Here is a 15,434-nt window from a genome sequence, read left to right as displayed (position 1 = left end):
GAAGGGCGCTATGGTACTGGATGGCAGGGCATTCGTCACCTGTCAAAAAAGCCCCAGCTGCCCGGTGATCAGTGTAGCAAAGTCGTCGCCGACGAAGGGCAGAATGCCATCCGCTATCGGCTGCAGCTGTTTGCTGACGTAGTGATCGTAGTCGAGTGGCGTGGTACGCACCTCCAGCGGCTCCGGCCCGGCGGTCGCCATCACATAGCGAATGGAACCGCCTTTCTGGTACTGCAGCGGACGCTGCAGCCTGCGGTTATATTCATCTGCGAGACGCGCCGCGCGCACGTGCGGCGGCACATTGCGCTCATACTCATGCAGCGGCCGCCGCAGGCGTTTTTTATACACCAGCTGATCGTCAAGCTGGCCGGCCATCAGCTGCGCGACCGTTTCACGGATATAGGCCTGCCAGGGCTCTCCGCGAAAAATGCGGCCATAGAGCTGCTGCTGAAACTGCTGCGCCAGCGGCGTCCAGTCAGTACGCACGGACTCCAGCCCTTTAAACACCAGACGCTGCTGCGCGCCGCTGCCGGTCAGCCCGGCATAGCGCTTTTTGCTGCCCTGTTCGGCGTTGCGAATGGTGGGCATCAGAAAACGGCTGAAGTGCGTCTCATACTCCAGTTCCAGCGCGCTCTTCAGGCCGAGCGTCTGCTGCAGATGCTGCTGCCACCAGCGGTTGATCAGCGTGACCAGCCGCTCGCCGGTGGCCGCCGCCTGCTCCTCGCTATATTTGCCCTGCAGCCAGACAAACGTGGAGTCGGTGTCACCGTAGATCACCGTAAACCCTTCGGCCTCAATCAGCGCCCGCGTCTGCTGCATGATGGCGTGACCGCGCAGCGTGATTGAGGAGGCGAGGCGTGAATCAAAAAAGCGACAGGCGCTGGTGCCCAGTACGCCATAAAAGGCGTTCATGATGATTTTCAGCGCCTGTGAGAGCGGCGCATTGCCGTCTCGCTTTGCAGCTTCACGCCCCTGCCAGATCTGCGCCACAATCTCAGGCAGACAGTGAATATGACGCGAGAAACGTGCTTCGCGAAAGCCGGGAACAGAATCAGCGTCAGACGGGTGCGCCAGGCCCTCAACCAGCCCGACGGGGTCGATCAGGAAAGTCCGGATGATCGACGGATAGAGACTCTTGTAATCCAGTACCAGCACCGAGTCGTAGAGGCCGGGGCGGGAGTCCATTACGTAGCCGCCCGGACTCGCTTCTGGTGCTACATCGCCCTGGTTGGGCGCCACGTATCCCGCGCGATGCATGCGCGGAATATAGAGATGACTGAACGCCGCAACCGAACCGCCGTGGCGATCCAGTGCCAGACCGTTAACGCTGGCACGCTCCAGTAAAAAGGGCATGATGGCGGTATGGTGAAAAATACGCGTAACCAGCTCGCAATCTTTCAGGTTATAGGTGGCGAGCGCGGGTTTATCATGAGCAAAGCGCCAGTTGATCTCCTCCATGCGCTGCCAGGGATTATTGATCGCTTTACCTTCCCCCAGCAGTTCACGCGCAACAGATTCCAGGCTGAAAGAGGGAAAATCCCAGTAGGCAGATTTCAGCGCTTCAATGCCGTCGATCACGACGCGACCGGCGAGCTGGGCGGTAAATATGCCAGGTTTAAAGCCGTGCTCACGCCACTCCAGCGGCTGCTGCTGACGGCCGAGACGCAGCGGAATGCCGTAGCGATCGGCATGCTTTTGCAGTACGCGCAGGTCGAACTGCACCACGTTCCAGCCAATAACCACATCGGGGTCGTGCCGCACGAACCAGGCGTTAAGCTGCTCCAGCAGCTGCTGGCGGCTCTCAACGTAGATCAGTTCAAAGCTGAGCGCGCTGGCGTCGCCGTTGGGCGGACCCAGCATATACACCTGACGCTGACCGCATCCCTCCAGCCCGATACAGTAAAGCTCGCCACGTTCGGTGGTTTCAATATCCAGCGACACCCAGCGAAGGGGCGGACGGTAGTCAGGATGCGGCTTCAGGCGGGCGTTGATCAGGGTATCACCGCGCGGCTCGCCGCTGAACCAGACCGGAGCGGTAATAAAGCGCTCCATCAGATAGCGCTCGGGCGGCCGGATATCGGCTTCATAAACGCTGATGCCGTTTTCCCGCAGGCGTTTCTCCAGCTGCTGCAGCTGACGATGGCTGCGGCAATAGAGGCCAAACACCGGACGGCGCTGAAAATCTTTCAGCGTCAGCGACTGCAGACGGGCATGAGTTTCATCGCGGATCAGCGCTTCGGTCTGACGACGAAACGCTTCGGGAATAAACGCCACTGACTCCTGCGCGGGCAGCACCAGCCGCTGCGGCCCGGCATCGGTTGCCAGCCACAGCGTGATCTCGCTGCCTGAAGGGGTATCCCGCCAGTGGCGGGTCAGCAGATAGCCTGCGCGCGGTTCTGTCACGGTGACTCCGGAGAAGAAATTATGTGCAGTATATCATGGATGTTTATACAGTGTCGGCAACTCTCTGCAGCGCAGCGGGAAAAGCTTGACGCCCTGACCCGGGCTCAGGACAATCCAGCCTTCATATTCCGCAGAGGATAGCTATGGAAGCCTGGATTCAACATCTGTTTACGCAATCGCTGGAGTACGCGCTGTTCGCCGTCGCTCTGGTGACCTTCCTTGAATCACTGGCGTTTGTAGGTCTGCTGCTGCCAGGTACAGTGCTGATGGCCAGCCTGGGGGCGCTGGTGGGCAGCGGTCAGATTGGCCTCTATCCGGCGTGGGCAGCGGGGCTGGTTGGCTGCCTGCTGGGCGACTGGATCTCCTACGGCATTGGCTGGAAGTTTCAGGGGCCGCTGCACCGCTGGAAGTATCTGAAAAAGTATCAAAACCTGCTGGATAAGACCGAGCATGCGCTGCATCAGCACAGCATGTTTACCGTGCTGGTGGGCCGTTTTGTCGGTCCGACACGCCCGCTGATCCCGCTGGCGGCAGGGATGCTTGAGCTGCCGGTGCGGAAGTTTCTGCCGCCCAATATCATTGGCTGTATTTTATGGCCGCCCGCCTATCTGCTGCCGGGGATCCTGGCCGGTGTGGCGATTGATGTGCCGCAGGCGCAGGGTGACAGCTTTAAATGGCTGCTGCTGCTGGTCACCATTCTGCTCTGGCTGGGCGGCTGGCTGCTCTGGCGCTGGTGGCGCAGCGATAAAACGCGCGACTGGGCCACACGTTACCTGCCGAAAGCGCGCCTGCGCTGGCTGGCGCCGCTGATGGCCGTAGCGGGCAGCGCCGCGTTTATCGCGCTGCTGTTTCATCCCATGATGCCTGTTTTCCTGCAGCTGCTCTGGAAAGTCTTCTTCGCTTAAGCTGGCGTAATGCCCAGGCGCGCGGCGGCGCTGCTCTCACCCCGAAGCAGCGCTGCCGTCTCACCATCCCACTCGATCCGGCCATCCACAATCACCAGACTGCGTGCGGCAATCTGCTGCGCATCCTCCAGACTGTGCGACACCATCAGCAGCGTGATATTGCGTGCGTCACACACCGTGCGCACCAGCTGCAGCATTTCGCGGCGCAGCGCCGGGTCGAGCGCGGAAAAAGGCTCATCCAGCAGCAGTACCGGCTGGTTGCGCAGCAGGCAGCGAGCCAGCGCTACCCGCTGCCGCTGGCCGCCGGAAAGCTCGCCCGGCAGACGCGACAGCAAATCGTGCAGTCCGGTCTGATGGGCAATCTCCTGTAACTGCTGCTGCTGGTCACGCGTCAGCTTCAGGCCCGGATGCAGCCCCAGGGCCATATTCTGCTGCACCGACAGGTGCGGAAACAGGTTGTTCTCCTGAAACAGCATCGATACCGGACGCGACGCCGGTACGCTGCGGGTGTGATCGCAGCCGTTGATCAGCAGCGTGCCGTGGCTGACCGGCAGAAAGCCGCCGATCAGGCTCAGCAGCGTGCTTTTACCGGCGCCGCTCGGGCCAAGTATCGCCAGCCGTTCACCCGCCCGGGCGCTGAAGCTGAAACGCATCGGCAGATGCTGATAAAGGTAAGTAAGATCAGTGAGTGTCAGCATGGCGTCCCGGCAGTTTTTCCATCAGAGTAAAAAGTAACAGGCAGAGCAGCAGCAGCAGCAGGGCGGTCGTTGCACCGTCGGCACCGCGATAGGCGCCGATCTGCTGATAAAGATACCAGGGCAGGGTGCGGAAATCGGCGTTGCCAAACAGCGCCACTACGCCAAAGTCGCCAATCGAGAGCACGCAGGCAAAGGCGAGCGCCTGCGCCAGCGGGCGCTTCAGCAGCCGCAGCTCAATCAGCTTCAGGCGATTGAGGCCGGAGAGACCGAGCGAGGCGCAGAGCGGCGCGTAGCGTGCGGCGATATCGCGCATCGGGTTTTCCAGCACTTTCATGGCGTAGGGAATGGCGATCAGCGCATTGGTAAAGATCACCAGCCCGTCGGCCCGCGCCGGCAGCCCGGAGGTGGCGGTAAACAGCAGGAAGAAGCCGCTGGCCAGCACGATGCCCGGCATCGCCAGGATCAGCATGCCGCTCAGCTCCAGCGCCTGTGCGCTCACCCGATGCTGGCGCTGGCGCAGCTCGCGGCTGCTCCACAGCAGCATCATCGTCATGATCACACAGAGTGCGCCCGCGCCCAGCGCGATACGCAGCGAGGTCAGGGTGGCCTGCCAGAGCGCCGGCTGCTGCAGCGCACCGGCTACACCGCCGCGCACGCCATCAGCGACCACCGCCGCCAGCGGGGGCAGCAGCAGCAGCAGCGCAAGCGTAATCAGCAGCGTGTCGCTGATACGCGCGCGCCAGCTATCCTGCGGATCGCGCCAGCCCTGCAGCTTCTGGCTGCCGGCCGGGATCGCTTTACTGAAGCGCTGACTGAGCAGCACCAGCAGCAGACAGCAGTTAAGCTGCAGCAGCGCCAGCAGCGCGGCACGGCCGGGATCGTAATCAAAACTCAGCGCCTGGTAGATCGCCAGCTCCAGCGTGGTCGCCTGCGGCCCGCCACCCAGCGCCAGCACCGTGGCGAAGCTGGCAAAGCAGAGCATAAAGATCAGCGCCGCCGTCGGCAGGATCTGCCGGCGCAGCCAGGGCCACTCCAGCAGCCGGAACAGGTTCCAGCCGCGCAGCCCAAGCTGCGCCGCCAGCTGACGCTGTTCCGCCGGAATGCTCTCCAGCGCCTGCAGCAGCATGCGCGTCGCCAGCGGCAGGTTAAAAAAGACGTGCGCCAGCAGGATGCCCTGCAGGCCATAGGGAGAGAAGTGATAGGGTACGCCCAGCAGCATGCAGAGCTGCGCCAGCCAGCCGGTACGGCCGTAGACGCTCAGCAGGCCAAATACCGCCACCAGCACCGGCAGCACCAGCGTCATCGCGCATAACCGCAGCAGCAGCGTACGACCCGGGAAGCGGCGGCGATAGAGCGCGCGCGCCAGCAGCACAGCCGGCAGCACCGAGCAGAGTGCCGAGAGCAGCGCCTGCTCAAAAGAGAACGCCAGCACGTGGTGCAGATAGCTGTCGCTGAGCAGGGCGCGCATGTCCGGCAGCGGGGCCGCCGTCAGCAGCGCCCCCAGGGCAAGCAGCGCCACGGCACACAGCAGCAGCGCGCTCAGCGCGCCGGGGATCAGCCAGCCTGGCATTAGCGGCTGACAGCCCGCTGCCAGGCGCTGATCCACGCGGCGCGCTGGTCAGCCACTTCTGCCGGTGAAAACTGCAGCGCTTTTTGTGGCACCTTCAGCGCCTGATAGCCCGCCGGTAAATCACTTTTGATCACCGGGTACATCCAGTTGCCGGTGGGGATCGTCTGCTGGAACGCGGGGCTGACGATAAACTGCATAAAACGCTGCGCCAGCGCCGGCTGTTTGCTGCCCGCCAGCTGCGCAGCGACTTCCACCTGCAGATAATGCCCCTCGCTGAAGGTGGCAGCGGCGTAATTCTCTTTCTTCTCTTCAATAATGTGGTAGGCGGGTGAAGTGGTATAGCTCAGTACCAGATCGCCTTCGCCCTTGAGAAACAGGCCGTACGCTTCGCTCCATCCTTTGGTGACGGTAACGGTTTTGGCCGCCAGTTTCTGCCACGCCGCGTCGCTGCGATCGCCAAACACTTTTTGCATCCAGAGCAGCAGGCCCAGGCCCGGCGTGCTGGTGCGGGGATCCTCATAAATAACCCGCCACTTCTGCGGGCTTTCAACCAGCTCCTGCAGACTCGCGGGCGGATTCTTCAGGCGGTTTTTGTCATACACGAAGGCGAAGTAGCCGTAATCGAAGGGGATAAAGGTGTCGTTCTGCCAGCGCTCAGGCAGCTGCAGCGCCGCGGTATCGACCTGGCTTTTGGCAAACAGGCCGGTTTTTTCCGCCGCCTGCAGCAGATTGTTATCGAGTCCCAGCACAACGTCGGCTTTGCTGTTTTTTCCTTCCATGCGCAGACGGTTGAGCAGCGAGACGCCATCCTCCAGCGCCACGTAGCGCAGCTCGCAGCCGCACTCCGCTTCAAACGCTTTCTTTACCGCCGGGCCTGGCCCCCATTCAGCAGCGAATGAATCATAGGTATAGACAGTGAGCAGGGGTCTGGCAGCAAATACCGGCGCAGACAGCAGTAGCAGGACAGGCAGAACGTTCTTTAACACTTTGCGCTCCTTGAGGAGAGGATAGGGGTGAGTCGCAAAGGATCTGAGGCTGGCACATCTCAAATCCCTACGCCGGTATTAACCGGATCAGGTTCGACGGGTTTCTCTCAGCCTGACGACGCAGGCACCCCGTTGAGAACGGCTTAGTGTAGACATTTCCGCGGCGGCGTGAAAGCGTCATAATGCCGGCGGCGCAAACCAGGCAGATTTGAAATCGAACCAGCCCAGCGTGTTCAGCCGTACGCCGCGCATGCTGCGCTGACCTTCCAGCAGCAGCCAGTGGTGAAACAGCGGATGCAGCCAGTCCTGATCCACCAGCTGGCGCGCCCATTCAGCCAGCGGCAGACGTTTCTCACGCCAGCGCGCTGCATCCTCATGCCACGCCAGCGGAATACAGTGCTGCATCAGCGGCAGCTCATAGAGCTGCGCAAACAGCGCATACTCCAGCGGCAGAGTAAAGTTAACGCTGCCGAGCCAGATATCGCTTTCACCGGCGCCGGCAAACCACGCTTCATAGCTCACCACCCGGGTGACCAGCTCCACCCCCTGCTGCGCGAGCAGAGGACGCAACGCGCTGGCGATGCCTTCATGCTCAACGTGGTCGCTGTACCAGCTTAACGTCAGCCGGGTCAGACCGTCCGGTTTATCCGCTGCCCGCCGATCGCGGCGATGGTGCCAGCGCGGCAGCAGACCCCAGGCGGGAAACCAGTAGCGCTGATAGCCGGGATCGGCATGATGCAGCAGGGTAACGGGATTAAGCAGATCGCTGACCCAGCGGCGGAACGGCGCATGGCGTCCCCAGGCGGATCGCTGGTCAAACAGCAGAAAGTAACAGCCTTCCTCCAGACGGCTCTCTTCCGCGATCTCATCCGCCTCGCTGCCCTGCAGCTTTACGCCAGCGTAGACCAGCTCGTCACTGACTTCCGGCAGTACCCAGATTGAGACCTCATCAATCAGCGCCCGGTAACCAAAGTAGTCATCAAATGCGGCAATTTTTAGCTGCGTCTGCTGATTGCGCAGCACGCTGTAAGGGCCGCAGCCGGCAGGCTGACGGGCAAAGTCGGGCATTGCCGGCCATTCGCGCGGCAGGATCATGGCGCTGACGCTGCCCAGCAGCCATGGCAGCCAGCTGTCAGGCTGGGTCAGAGAGATATCCAGCGTCCAGGGTGCCGGGGAGTGCAGCTGCGCAATATGTGCAAACAGCGGCAGGGCAGCGCTGCGCTGCAGCGAATCAAGGATATCCGCCATCTCCAGCTCGCGCCCGTGATGAAAGCGGATGGCCGGGCGCAGATAAAAGCGCCACTGCCGTGCGGAAAGCTGCTGCCAGTGGTGAGCAATATCCGGTTCAATTTCCCCGTTTTCCTCATTTATGCGCGTCAGGCCGCTGAAGATCTGCCGGGCCAGGTGCGTTTCCGAGCGGCGCAGCGGTGAGGCGGGCAGCAGGTTTTGCAGCGGACGGTAGTAGAGCACGCGCAGGATATGTTTGCCCTGACGCACGCTGCGCCCAAGGTGGGCAGCAATCATCTGCCGCACCTGCGCTTTGTCACCCACCAGCTGAACCAGCTGGTCAATACTGTCCTGATCCAGCAGCGCCTCAGCCCGCTGCTGCTGCAGCGCCAGCCCGGTACAGCAGAAGCGCAGCTGCGAGCGCTTTCCGCGTCCCGCCTCAGCCTGCCAGGTCAGCCAGCCCTCATGCTGCATCGCCTGAAGCAAATTGCGCATATGGCGCCGTGAGCAGTGCAGGCTGCTGGCCAGGGCGTCAAGCGTCGTCGCCTGATCCTGACCTTCACACTGCTGCCAGAGCCGAATAAAGTGCTGCTGCAGACGAGCTGAGGACATAAAAGGGGAACTCCATGGCGATTTCGCTCAGTGTTTGTTTCTCTATAATAGGGGCATACTGACAGCCAATGGAAGAGCGGGAGGCGCCCGGTCCGGGTGGCGCTCAACCAGCGGTGTCGCCTGTGCGGCACATTTTTCTGAGTAGGGTGCAATTACACCGCCAGCAGATTTTCTCTGCTGGCTTTTTTCATGGCGGTGTGAAATCGTCTACGCTCTTTCGCTACTCTTTTCTGTTTTTTCAAAGGGATTACTGCATGAAGTCGCTGTTAACGCGGCAGCGCCGCCCCGATCCGGTCTATCTCGCTTTTATGGCTGTCACCTTTATGGCAGGCGTAGCGGGTGCGCTGCAGGCACCAACCCTCAGCCTGTTTCTGACCCGCGAGGTGCAGGTGCGGCCCTTCTGGGTCGGGCTCTTTTTCACCATCAATGCCCTGGGCGGCATTGTGATCAGTATGCTGGTAGCAAAGCGCTCTGACACGCGCGGCGACCGGCGGCATCTGATCCTCTTTTGCTGCCTGATGGCCATTCTGAACGCGCTGCTGTTTGCGTTTAACCGCCACTACGCCACGCTGATAAGCCTTGGCGTGCTGCTCTCTGCGCTGGCCAGCGTCGCGATGCCGCAGATATTTGCACTGGCGCGGGAGTACGCGGACGCATCCGCGCGCGAAGTGGTGATGTTCAGTTCGGTGATGCGGGCACAGCTGTCGCTGGCGTGGGTCATTGGTCCGCCGCTCTCTTTTGCGCTGGCGCTTAATTTCGGCTTTGTGACGCTGTTCGCCGTGGTGGCAGGGATGTTTTTATTGAGTATGCTGCTGATCTGGCGCGGCCTGCCGTCGGTGCCGCGCGTGGTGGCGACGCCGGAGCAGCTGCTGCTGCAGGTCAGCCCGTGGAAAGATACGCAGGTGATGCTGCTGTTTATCGCCTCAGTAATCATGTGGGCGTGCAACACCATGTACTTTATTGATATGCCGCTCTATATGAGCAACACGCTGGGGCTGCCGGAAAAGCTGGCGGGCCTGCTGATGGGAACGGCCGCCGGGCTGGAGATCCCGATTATGCTGCTGGCAGGCTTTTACGCGAAGCGCGTCGGCAAGCGCGCGCTGATGCTGCTGGCGGGTGTGGCAGCGGTTCTCTTTTATCTTGGGCTGGTGCTGTTTACGTCAAAAGCCGCGCTGATGCTGCTGCAGCTCTTCAATGCCGCGTTTATCGGTATTATCGCCGGCATTGGCATGCTCTGGTTTCAGGATCTGATGCCCGGGCGGGCGGGCGCGGCAACGACGCTGTTCACCACCTCCATCTCCACCGGACTGATCGTGGCCGGGCTGCTGCAGGGGATCCTGAGCGAGCGTTTCGGGCATGAATCGGTTTATCAGGTGGCGCTGGGTATGTCCGTGCTGGCGCTGCTGCTGGTTGCGCGGGTGCGCGATGTGAAGCCGGCGACGGAGGCCGGCGCGTAAAGCGTGCCGCAACCTGACGTTGGTTGCGGCGTTGAATAACTAGCGCAGGAAGGCGGGCTGCTGCTGCTCGTAGCGCGCTATCGATTCTTCATGCTGCAGCGTCAGGCCGATGCTGTCCAGGCCGTTAATCATGCAGTGGCGGCGGAAGCTGTCGATCTCAAACGTATAGACTTTGTCGCCCGCGGTGACCGTCTGCGCTTCCAGATCCACCGTGAAGCGCATGCCCGGACTGGCGTTAACCAGCTGGAACAGCGCCTCCACTTCCTCTTCGCTCAGCCGTACCGGCAGCAGCTGATTGTTAAAGCTGTTGCCATAAAAGATATCGGCAAAGCTCGGCGCAATCACGACATGGAAACCGAAGTCGGTCAGCGCCCAGGGGGCGTGCTCACGGGAGGAGCCGCAGCCAAAGTTCTCGCGCGCCAGCAGAATGCTGGCACCGGCAAACTCAGGCTTGTTAAGCACAAAGCTGGCGGTAGGCTGCGTGCCGGCGTCATCGTCAAAACGCCAGTCGTGAAACAGGTGGGCACCAAAACCGGTGCGGGTGACCTTCTGCAGAAACTGCTTCGGGATAATGGCATCGGTATCCACGTTGGCCGCATCCAGTGGTGCGACAATACCGGTGTGCTGCGTAAATTTAGTCGCCATCGCTTAAGCTCCCTGAGTCAGTTCACGAATATCGGCAAAACGGCCGGAGACCGCCGCGGCGGCAGCCATCGCCGGGCTGACCAGGTGCGTACGACCGCCGCGCCCCTGACGCCCTTCAAAGTTGCGGTTGCTGGTCGAGGCGCAACGCTCACCCGGATTCAGGCGATCGTTGTTCATGGCGAGACACATAGAGCAGCCCGGCAGACGCCACTCAAAACCCGCCTCAAGAAAGATTTTATCCAGACCTTCCGCTTCCGCCTGCGCTTTAACCGGGCCGGAACCTGGCACCACCATCGCGACCACGCCGGGTGCCACTTTGCGCCCTTTAGCAATCGCCGCGGCGGCGCGCAGATCTTCAATGCGTGAGTTAGTGCAGGAGCCGATAAAGACTTTATCGATAGCCACATCGGTCAGCTTCACGCCCGGCTGCAGATTCATGTAAGCCAGCGCTTTTTCAGCAGAGGCGCGCTCAACCGGATCGGCAAACGAGGCCGGATCGGGTATCGCCTGATCCACCGCCATCACCTGACCCGGGTTGGTGCCCCAGGTCACCTGCGGAGCAATGTCGGCAGCGTTCAGCGTCACCACGCTGTCGAATACGGCGTCCGGATCGGACTTCAGCGTGCGCCAGTAGGCTACCGCCTGCTCCCAGTCGTTGCCTTTTGGCGCAAACTGCTTATCTTTCAGGTAGGCAAACGTGGTGTCATCCGGTGCCACCAGACCCGCTTTTGCGCCCATCTCAATCGCCATGTTGCACAGTGTCATGCGGCCTTCCATGCTCAGCGCTTCAATCGCCGGGCCGCAGAACTCCACCACGTAGCCGGTGCCGCCGGCGCTGCCGGTTTTACCGATGATCGCCAGCACGATATCTTTCGCGGTAATGCCCGGCGCAGCGGCGCCCGACACATTGATTTTCATGGTTTTGGCACGACCCTGCTTCAGCGTCTGGGTGGCAAACACATGCTCGACTTCAGAGGTGCCGATACCAAACGCCAGTGAACCAAAGGCGCCATGCGTGGCAGTATGTGAATCACCGCAGACAATGGTCATGCCCGGCAGGGTCATGCCCTGTTCCGGCCCGATGACGTGCACAATGCCCTGGAAGGGATGGTTCAGATCGTAGAGCTGGATGCCGAACTCGTCGCAGTTCTTCATCAGCTCCTGCATCTGAATACGCGCCATTTCACCCGATGCGTTGATATCTTTGGTCTGGGTTGAAACGTTGTGATCCATCGTGGCAAACGTTTTTTCCGGCTGACGCACTTTACGTCCGTGCGCGCGCAGGCCATCGAACGCCTGCGGTGAAGTCACTTCGTGGATCAGGTGACGGTCGATATAGAGCAGCGGCGTTTCATCGGGTGCTTCGTGAACGACATGTGCGTCAAATAACTTCTGGTATAAGCTTTTCATTTTTATTTTTCTCCGGCAATAAAGCCCGCGATGAGGCTACCCATTTCATCCGTACTGACTGCAGGACCGTCGCCCGCCAGATCGCGGGTGCGGTGGCCCGCCTCCAGCGCCTGGCTTACCGCCTGTTCAACAGCATCAGCGGCGTCGGCGGCGTTCAGGCTAAAGCGCAGCAGCATCGACAGCGACAGGATTTGGGCAATCGGGTTAGCGATATTTTGTCCGGCGATATCCGGCGCAGAGCCGCCAGCAGGTTCAAACAGACCAAAACCTTCTTCGTTCAGGCTGGCTGACGGCAGCATGCCCATTGATCCGGTAATCATGGCGCACTCATCAGAAAGAATGTCGCCAAACAGGTTTGAGCAGAGCAGGACATCAAACTGCGACGGATCTTTGATCAGCTGCATGGTGGCGTTATCGATATACATATGCGCCAGCTGTACGTCAGGGTACGCTTTTGCCACTTCATTCACGATCTCACGCCACATCACTGAACTTTGCAGCACGTTAGCTTTGTCGATTGAGGTGACATGACAACGACGCTTACGCGCGGCTTCAAACGCATTACGTGCAATGCGCTCAATCTCAAAGCGATGGTAAACCTCGGTATCAAACGCCCGCTCGTGCGCGCCACTGCCTTCGCGTCCTTTTGGCTGGCCAAAATAGATGCCGCCGGTGAGCTCACGTACGCAGAGAATATCAAACCCGCGCGCCGCGATATCACTGCGCAGCGGGCAGAATGCTTCAAGACCTTTGTAGAGCGCGGCCGGGCGCAGGTTGCTGAACAGTCTGAAATGCTTGCGCAGCGGCAACAGCGCGCCACGTTCAGGCTGGCCAGCCGGCGGCAGATGCTCCCACTTCGGGCCGCCAACAGAGCCAAACAGAATGGCGTCTGCCTGCTCAGCTCCGGCTACGGTCGCGGGCGGCAGAGGTTCACCGTGACGATCGATGGCGATACCGCCAACATCATATTCGCTGGTGGTGATACGCATGCCGAAGCGGGTACGCACCGCGTCGAGCACTTTCATCGCCTGCGCCATCACTTCCGGGCCGATTCCGTCGCCTGGCATGACCGCAATATGATATGAATGAGTCATAGTTACACCGTTTCCTTCTGTTCTTTAAATTTACGCTGCAGTTCTTTTTCGACCTGTTTTGCCCGCCAGATATTGTTGAGTGCGTTAATCATCGCTTTGGCAGAGGATTCAACAATATCGGTTGCCAGGCCTACGCCGTGGAACTTGCGTCCGTTGTAATTCACCACGATATCCACCTGGCCCAGGGCATTTTCACCGTGACCTTTCGCCGTCAGCTTGTAGTTGACCAGCTCAGCGTCAAAGCCGGTAATGCGGTTGATTGCCTGATAGACTGCGTCAACCGGGCCGTTACCGGTGGCCGCATCCGCTTTGGTCTCCTCACCGCAGCCGAGCTGGACTGAAGCGGTGGCCGTGACACTGGAGCCGGTCTGGACGTTGAATTCGTTGAGCTGGAAAAACTCCGGTTCTTCATGCTGTTTATTGATAAAGGCCAGCGCTTCCAGATCGTAATCAAATACCTGACCTTTCTTGTCGGCCAGCTTCAGGAATGCGTCATACAGCGCGTCGAGGTTGTAGTCCGCTTCTTTGTAACCCATCTCTTCCATACGATGTTTTACCGCCGCGCGTCCGGAACGGGAGGTAAGGTTCAGCTGAATTTTGTGCAGACCGATCGATTCAGGCGTCAGAATCTCGTAGTTTTCACGGTTTTTCAGCACGCCATCCTGATGAATGCCGGAAGAGTGCGCGAACGCATTTGAGCCGACCACCGCTTTATTCGCCGGAATCGGCATGTTGCAGATCTGGCTGACAATCTGGCTGGTGCGGTAAATTTCCTGATGGTTGATAGCGGTGTGAACATTCATGATCTGCTGGCGGGTTTTGATCGCCATGATCACCTCTTCCAGCGCGCAGTTACCGGCGCGCTCGCCCAGACCATTCAGCGTACCCTCAACCTGACGCGCGCCCGCCAGTACCGCAGCAATAGCGTTGCCGGTGGCCATGCCTAAATCATCATGGGTGTGCACCGACAGAATCGCTTTGTCGATGTTAGGCACGCGGTTAACCAGCTGTCCGATAATATTGGCGTACTCACCGGGCAGGGTATAGCCAACGGTATCGGGAATATTGATGGTGGTAGCACCGGCGCTGATGGCGGCTTCAACCATGCGGCAGAGATCGTCAATCGGCGTGCGCCCGCCATCTTCACAGGAGAACTCCACGTCATCGGTATAATTGCGTGCGCGTTTTACCATGTGCACCGCACGCTCAATCACTTCCGGCAGAGTACTGCGCAGCTTGGTCGCGATATGCATCGGTGAGGTGGCAATAAAAGTATGAATACGGAACGCGTCGGCAACGCGCAGTGATTCGTAAGCGGCATCGATATCTTTTTCGACACAGCGCGCCAGCCCGCAGACGCGGCTGTTTTTGATCGTACGCGCAATAGTCTGTACCGATTCAAAATCACCGGGAGAAGAGACCGGGAAACCCACTTCCATTACGTCCACGCCCATTCTTTCCAGCGCCAGGGCGATCTGCAATTTTTCTTTAACACTCAGGCTGGCCTGTAATGCCTGCTCACCGTCGCGCAGAGTGGTATCGAAAATAATAACTTGCTGGCTCATGGTTATCTTCCTTTTGCATTAACTTCGCCGGAGCAACGAGCATAAAAAAACCCGCGCAGTGGCGCGGGTTTTTAACTTTCAGCGGGTTGGAATCAGTTGTTGATTTCGCCCACGAGTCTACCGCGCAAACTGGATGCGTTTAGTAGTAGACCGAGTAGGCGGAAAGAACGAAACATGAATCAGACCCCATAAAATGTGTGCTGTACATATTGGTACTGGATTAGCGATGTGATGTCAACCCTGCATCAGGGGCTATTTTACTTACGCTAAAAGCGCGATCTGCTGTAAATATTGGCATGGATGGAGGATCGCGAAGAAATATCGTCTTGCATCTTATAGCGCTACATAATGCGCGCTATCATAAAGCGATTATCTCGATTAACTACCTGATTTTGATATTTTATTTTAATTTTATCTATAGTTAAAAATATAAGCCTTAGCCTGCAAGGCAGAATAATATAATGCTGGCAGTGATTTTTAACGTTAATCACGCGGGAAAGATCCGTGTTAAAAACATTGTGGGCTGACGCAGCGGACGATAACAAAAATATATTTCTTACAACTCGCTGAAAATAATCTTCAGACCAGCATATTCCTCTGAATTTATGCCTGCCGATCAGTTTATTCATCGTACCCTGACCCGGCACATCAGAGGCTTACTTGTCCGGGAACGCGCGTCGCAGGGCCTGGCGGTTTGCAGCCCGCAGGCTCTGCGGTTATGGTAATCGTCCTACTCTTAAAAGAATTCATTCAGGTAGATTCCCGATATCTGGAAGGCGGAAATGAATTCCTTCTTCTGAGCATAAACATAAGATTTTGATCTTAATTGGCGATAAGGGAACAGATGCGACACCGTGCGCTG

At 59.2% G+C, this 15,434-nt stretch carries 12 protein-coding genes and 1 riboswitch; of the genes, 2 read left to right on the top strand and 10 right to left on the bottom strand.

The genetic code is table 11. The features are described 5' to 3' along the window. Positions 1–42: 42 nt before the first annotated feature. On the bottom strand, positions 43–2,403 hold the full coding sequence (gene polB / locus BBA90_RS16925; protein ID WP_065650156.1) for a DNA polymerase II: 2,361 nt from the start codon (positions 2,401–2,403) through the stop codon (positions 43–45). Positions 2,404–2,546: 143 nt separating this feature from the next. On the opposite strand from polB, the gene BBA90_RS16920 reads away from it, so the two are divergent. Then, positions 2,547–3,308 (top strand): DedA family protein, encoded by a 762-nt coding sequence (locus BBA90_RS16920; protein ID WP_065650155.1) that lies wholly within the window; start codon positions 2,547–2,549, stop codon positions 3,306–3,308. On the opposite strand, the gene thiQ is transcribed toward BBA90_RS16920, so the two are convergent. The 4 genes from thiQ to sgrR form a co-directional block, all read right to left on the bottom strand. Beyond that, positions 3,305–4,006 (bottom strand): thiamine ABC transporter ATP-binding protein ThiQ, encoded by a 702-nt coding sequence (thiQ, locus tag BBA90_RS16915; protein WP_065650154.1) that lies wholly within the window; start codon positions 4,004–4,006, stop codon positions 3,305–3,307. The genes BBA90_RS16920 and thiQ overlap by 4 nt on opposite strands. After that, a complete protein-coding gene (gene thiP, locus BBA90_RS16910) occupies positions 3,990–5,600 on the bottom strand; it encodes a thiamine/thiamine pyrophosphate ABC transporter permease ThiP (protein WP_075050764.1) in 1,611 nt (536 codons plus the stop codon). The genes thiQ and thiP overlap by 17 nt, the downstream gene beginning before the upstream one ends. Beyond that, positions 5,576–6,562 carry a thiamine ABC transporter substrate binding subunit gene (thiB, locus tag BBA90_RS16905; RefSeq protein ID WP_065650153.1) on the bottom strand — a complete coding sequence of 329 codons (987 nt, stop codon included), beginning with the start codon at positions 6,560–6,562 and terminating at the stop codon, positions 5,576–5,578. Before thiB ends, thiP begins: the two co-directional genes overlap by 25 nt. A gap of 46 nt (positions 6,563–6,608) precedes the next feature. Continuing rightward, positions 6,609–6,704: riboswitch (TPP riboswitch) on the bottom strand. A gap of 35 nt (positions 6,705–6,739) precedes the next feature. Further along, positions 6,740–8,401, bottom strand: a complete 1,662-nt coding sequence (sgrR, locus tag BBA90_RS16900) for an HTH-type transcriptional regulator SgrR (RefSeq protein WP_065650152.1) — start codon at positions 8,399–8,401, stop codon at positions 6,740–6,742. Positions 8,402–8,655: 254 nt separating this feature from the next. On the opposite strand from sgrR, the gene BBA90_RS16895 reads away from it, so the two are divergent. Continuing rightward, the gene (locus BBA90_RS16895) at positions 8,656–9,858 is read left to right on the top strand and encodes an MFS transporter (protein WP_065650151.1); all 1,203 of its coding nucleotides are present in this window, start codon (positions 8,656–8,658) and stop codon (positions 9,856–9,858) included. Between the two features lie 39 nt (positions 9,859–9,897). On the opposite strand, the gene leuD is transcribed toward BBA90_RS16895, so the two are convergent. The 5 genes from leuD to leuL form a co-directional block, all read right to left on the bottom strand. Then, on the bottom strand, positions 9,898–10,503 hold the full coding sequence (gene leuD / locus BBA90_RS16890; RefSeq protein ID WP_065650150.1) for a 3-isopropylmalate dehydratase small subunit: 606 nt from the start codon (positions 10,501–10,503) through the stop codon (positions 9,898–9,900). 3 nt (positions 10,504–10,506) lie between these two features. Next, positions 10,507–11,913: a 3-isopropylmalate dehydratase large subunit gene (leuC, locus tag BBA90_RS16885; protein ID WP_065650149.1), complete on the bottom strand. Its 1,407-nt coding sequence runs from the start codon at positions 11,911–11,913 to the stop codon at positions 10,507–10,509. A gap of 2 nt (positions 11,914–11,915) precedes the next feature. Next, positions 11,916–13,007, bottom strand: coding sequence for a 3-isopropylmalate dehydrogenase (gene leuB / locus BBA90_RS16880; RefSeq protein WP_065650148.1), 1,092 nt, complete (start codon positions 13,005–13,007; stop codon positions 11,916–11,918). Between the two features lie 2 nt (positions 13,008–13,009). Continuing rightward, positions 13,010–14,572 carry a 2-isopropylmalate synthase gene (gene leuA, locus BBA90_RS16875; protein ID WP_065650147.1) on the bottom strand — a complete coding sequence of 521 codons (1,563 nt, stop codon included), beginning with the start codon at positions 14,570–14,572 and terminating at the stop codon, positions 13,010–13,012. Between the two features lie 92 nt (positions 14,573–14,664). Beyond that, positions 14,665–14,748, bottom strand: coding sequence for a leu operon leader peptide (gene leuL, locus BBA90_RS19690; RefSeq protein ID WP_108569992.1), 84 nt, complete (start codon positions 14,746–14,748; stop codon positions 14,665–14,667). Positions 14,749–15,434 lie beyond the last annotated feature (686 nt).

Origin of the sequence: Pantoea eucrina (assembly GCF_001691555.1) — a bacterium.
In the GTDB taxonomy this organism is placed as follows: domain Bacteria; phylum Pseudomonadota; class Gammaproteobacteria; order Enterobacterales; family Enterobacteriaceae; genus Pantoea; species Pantoea borealis.
This window is presented reverse-complemented; position numbering and strand designations above follow the sequence as displayed.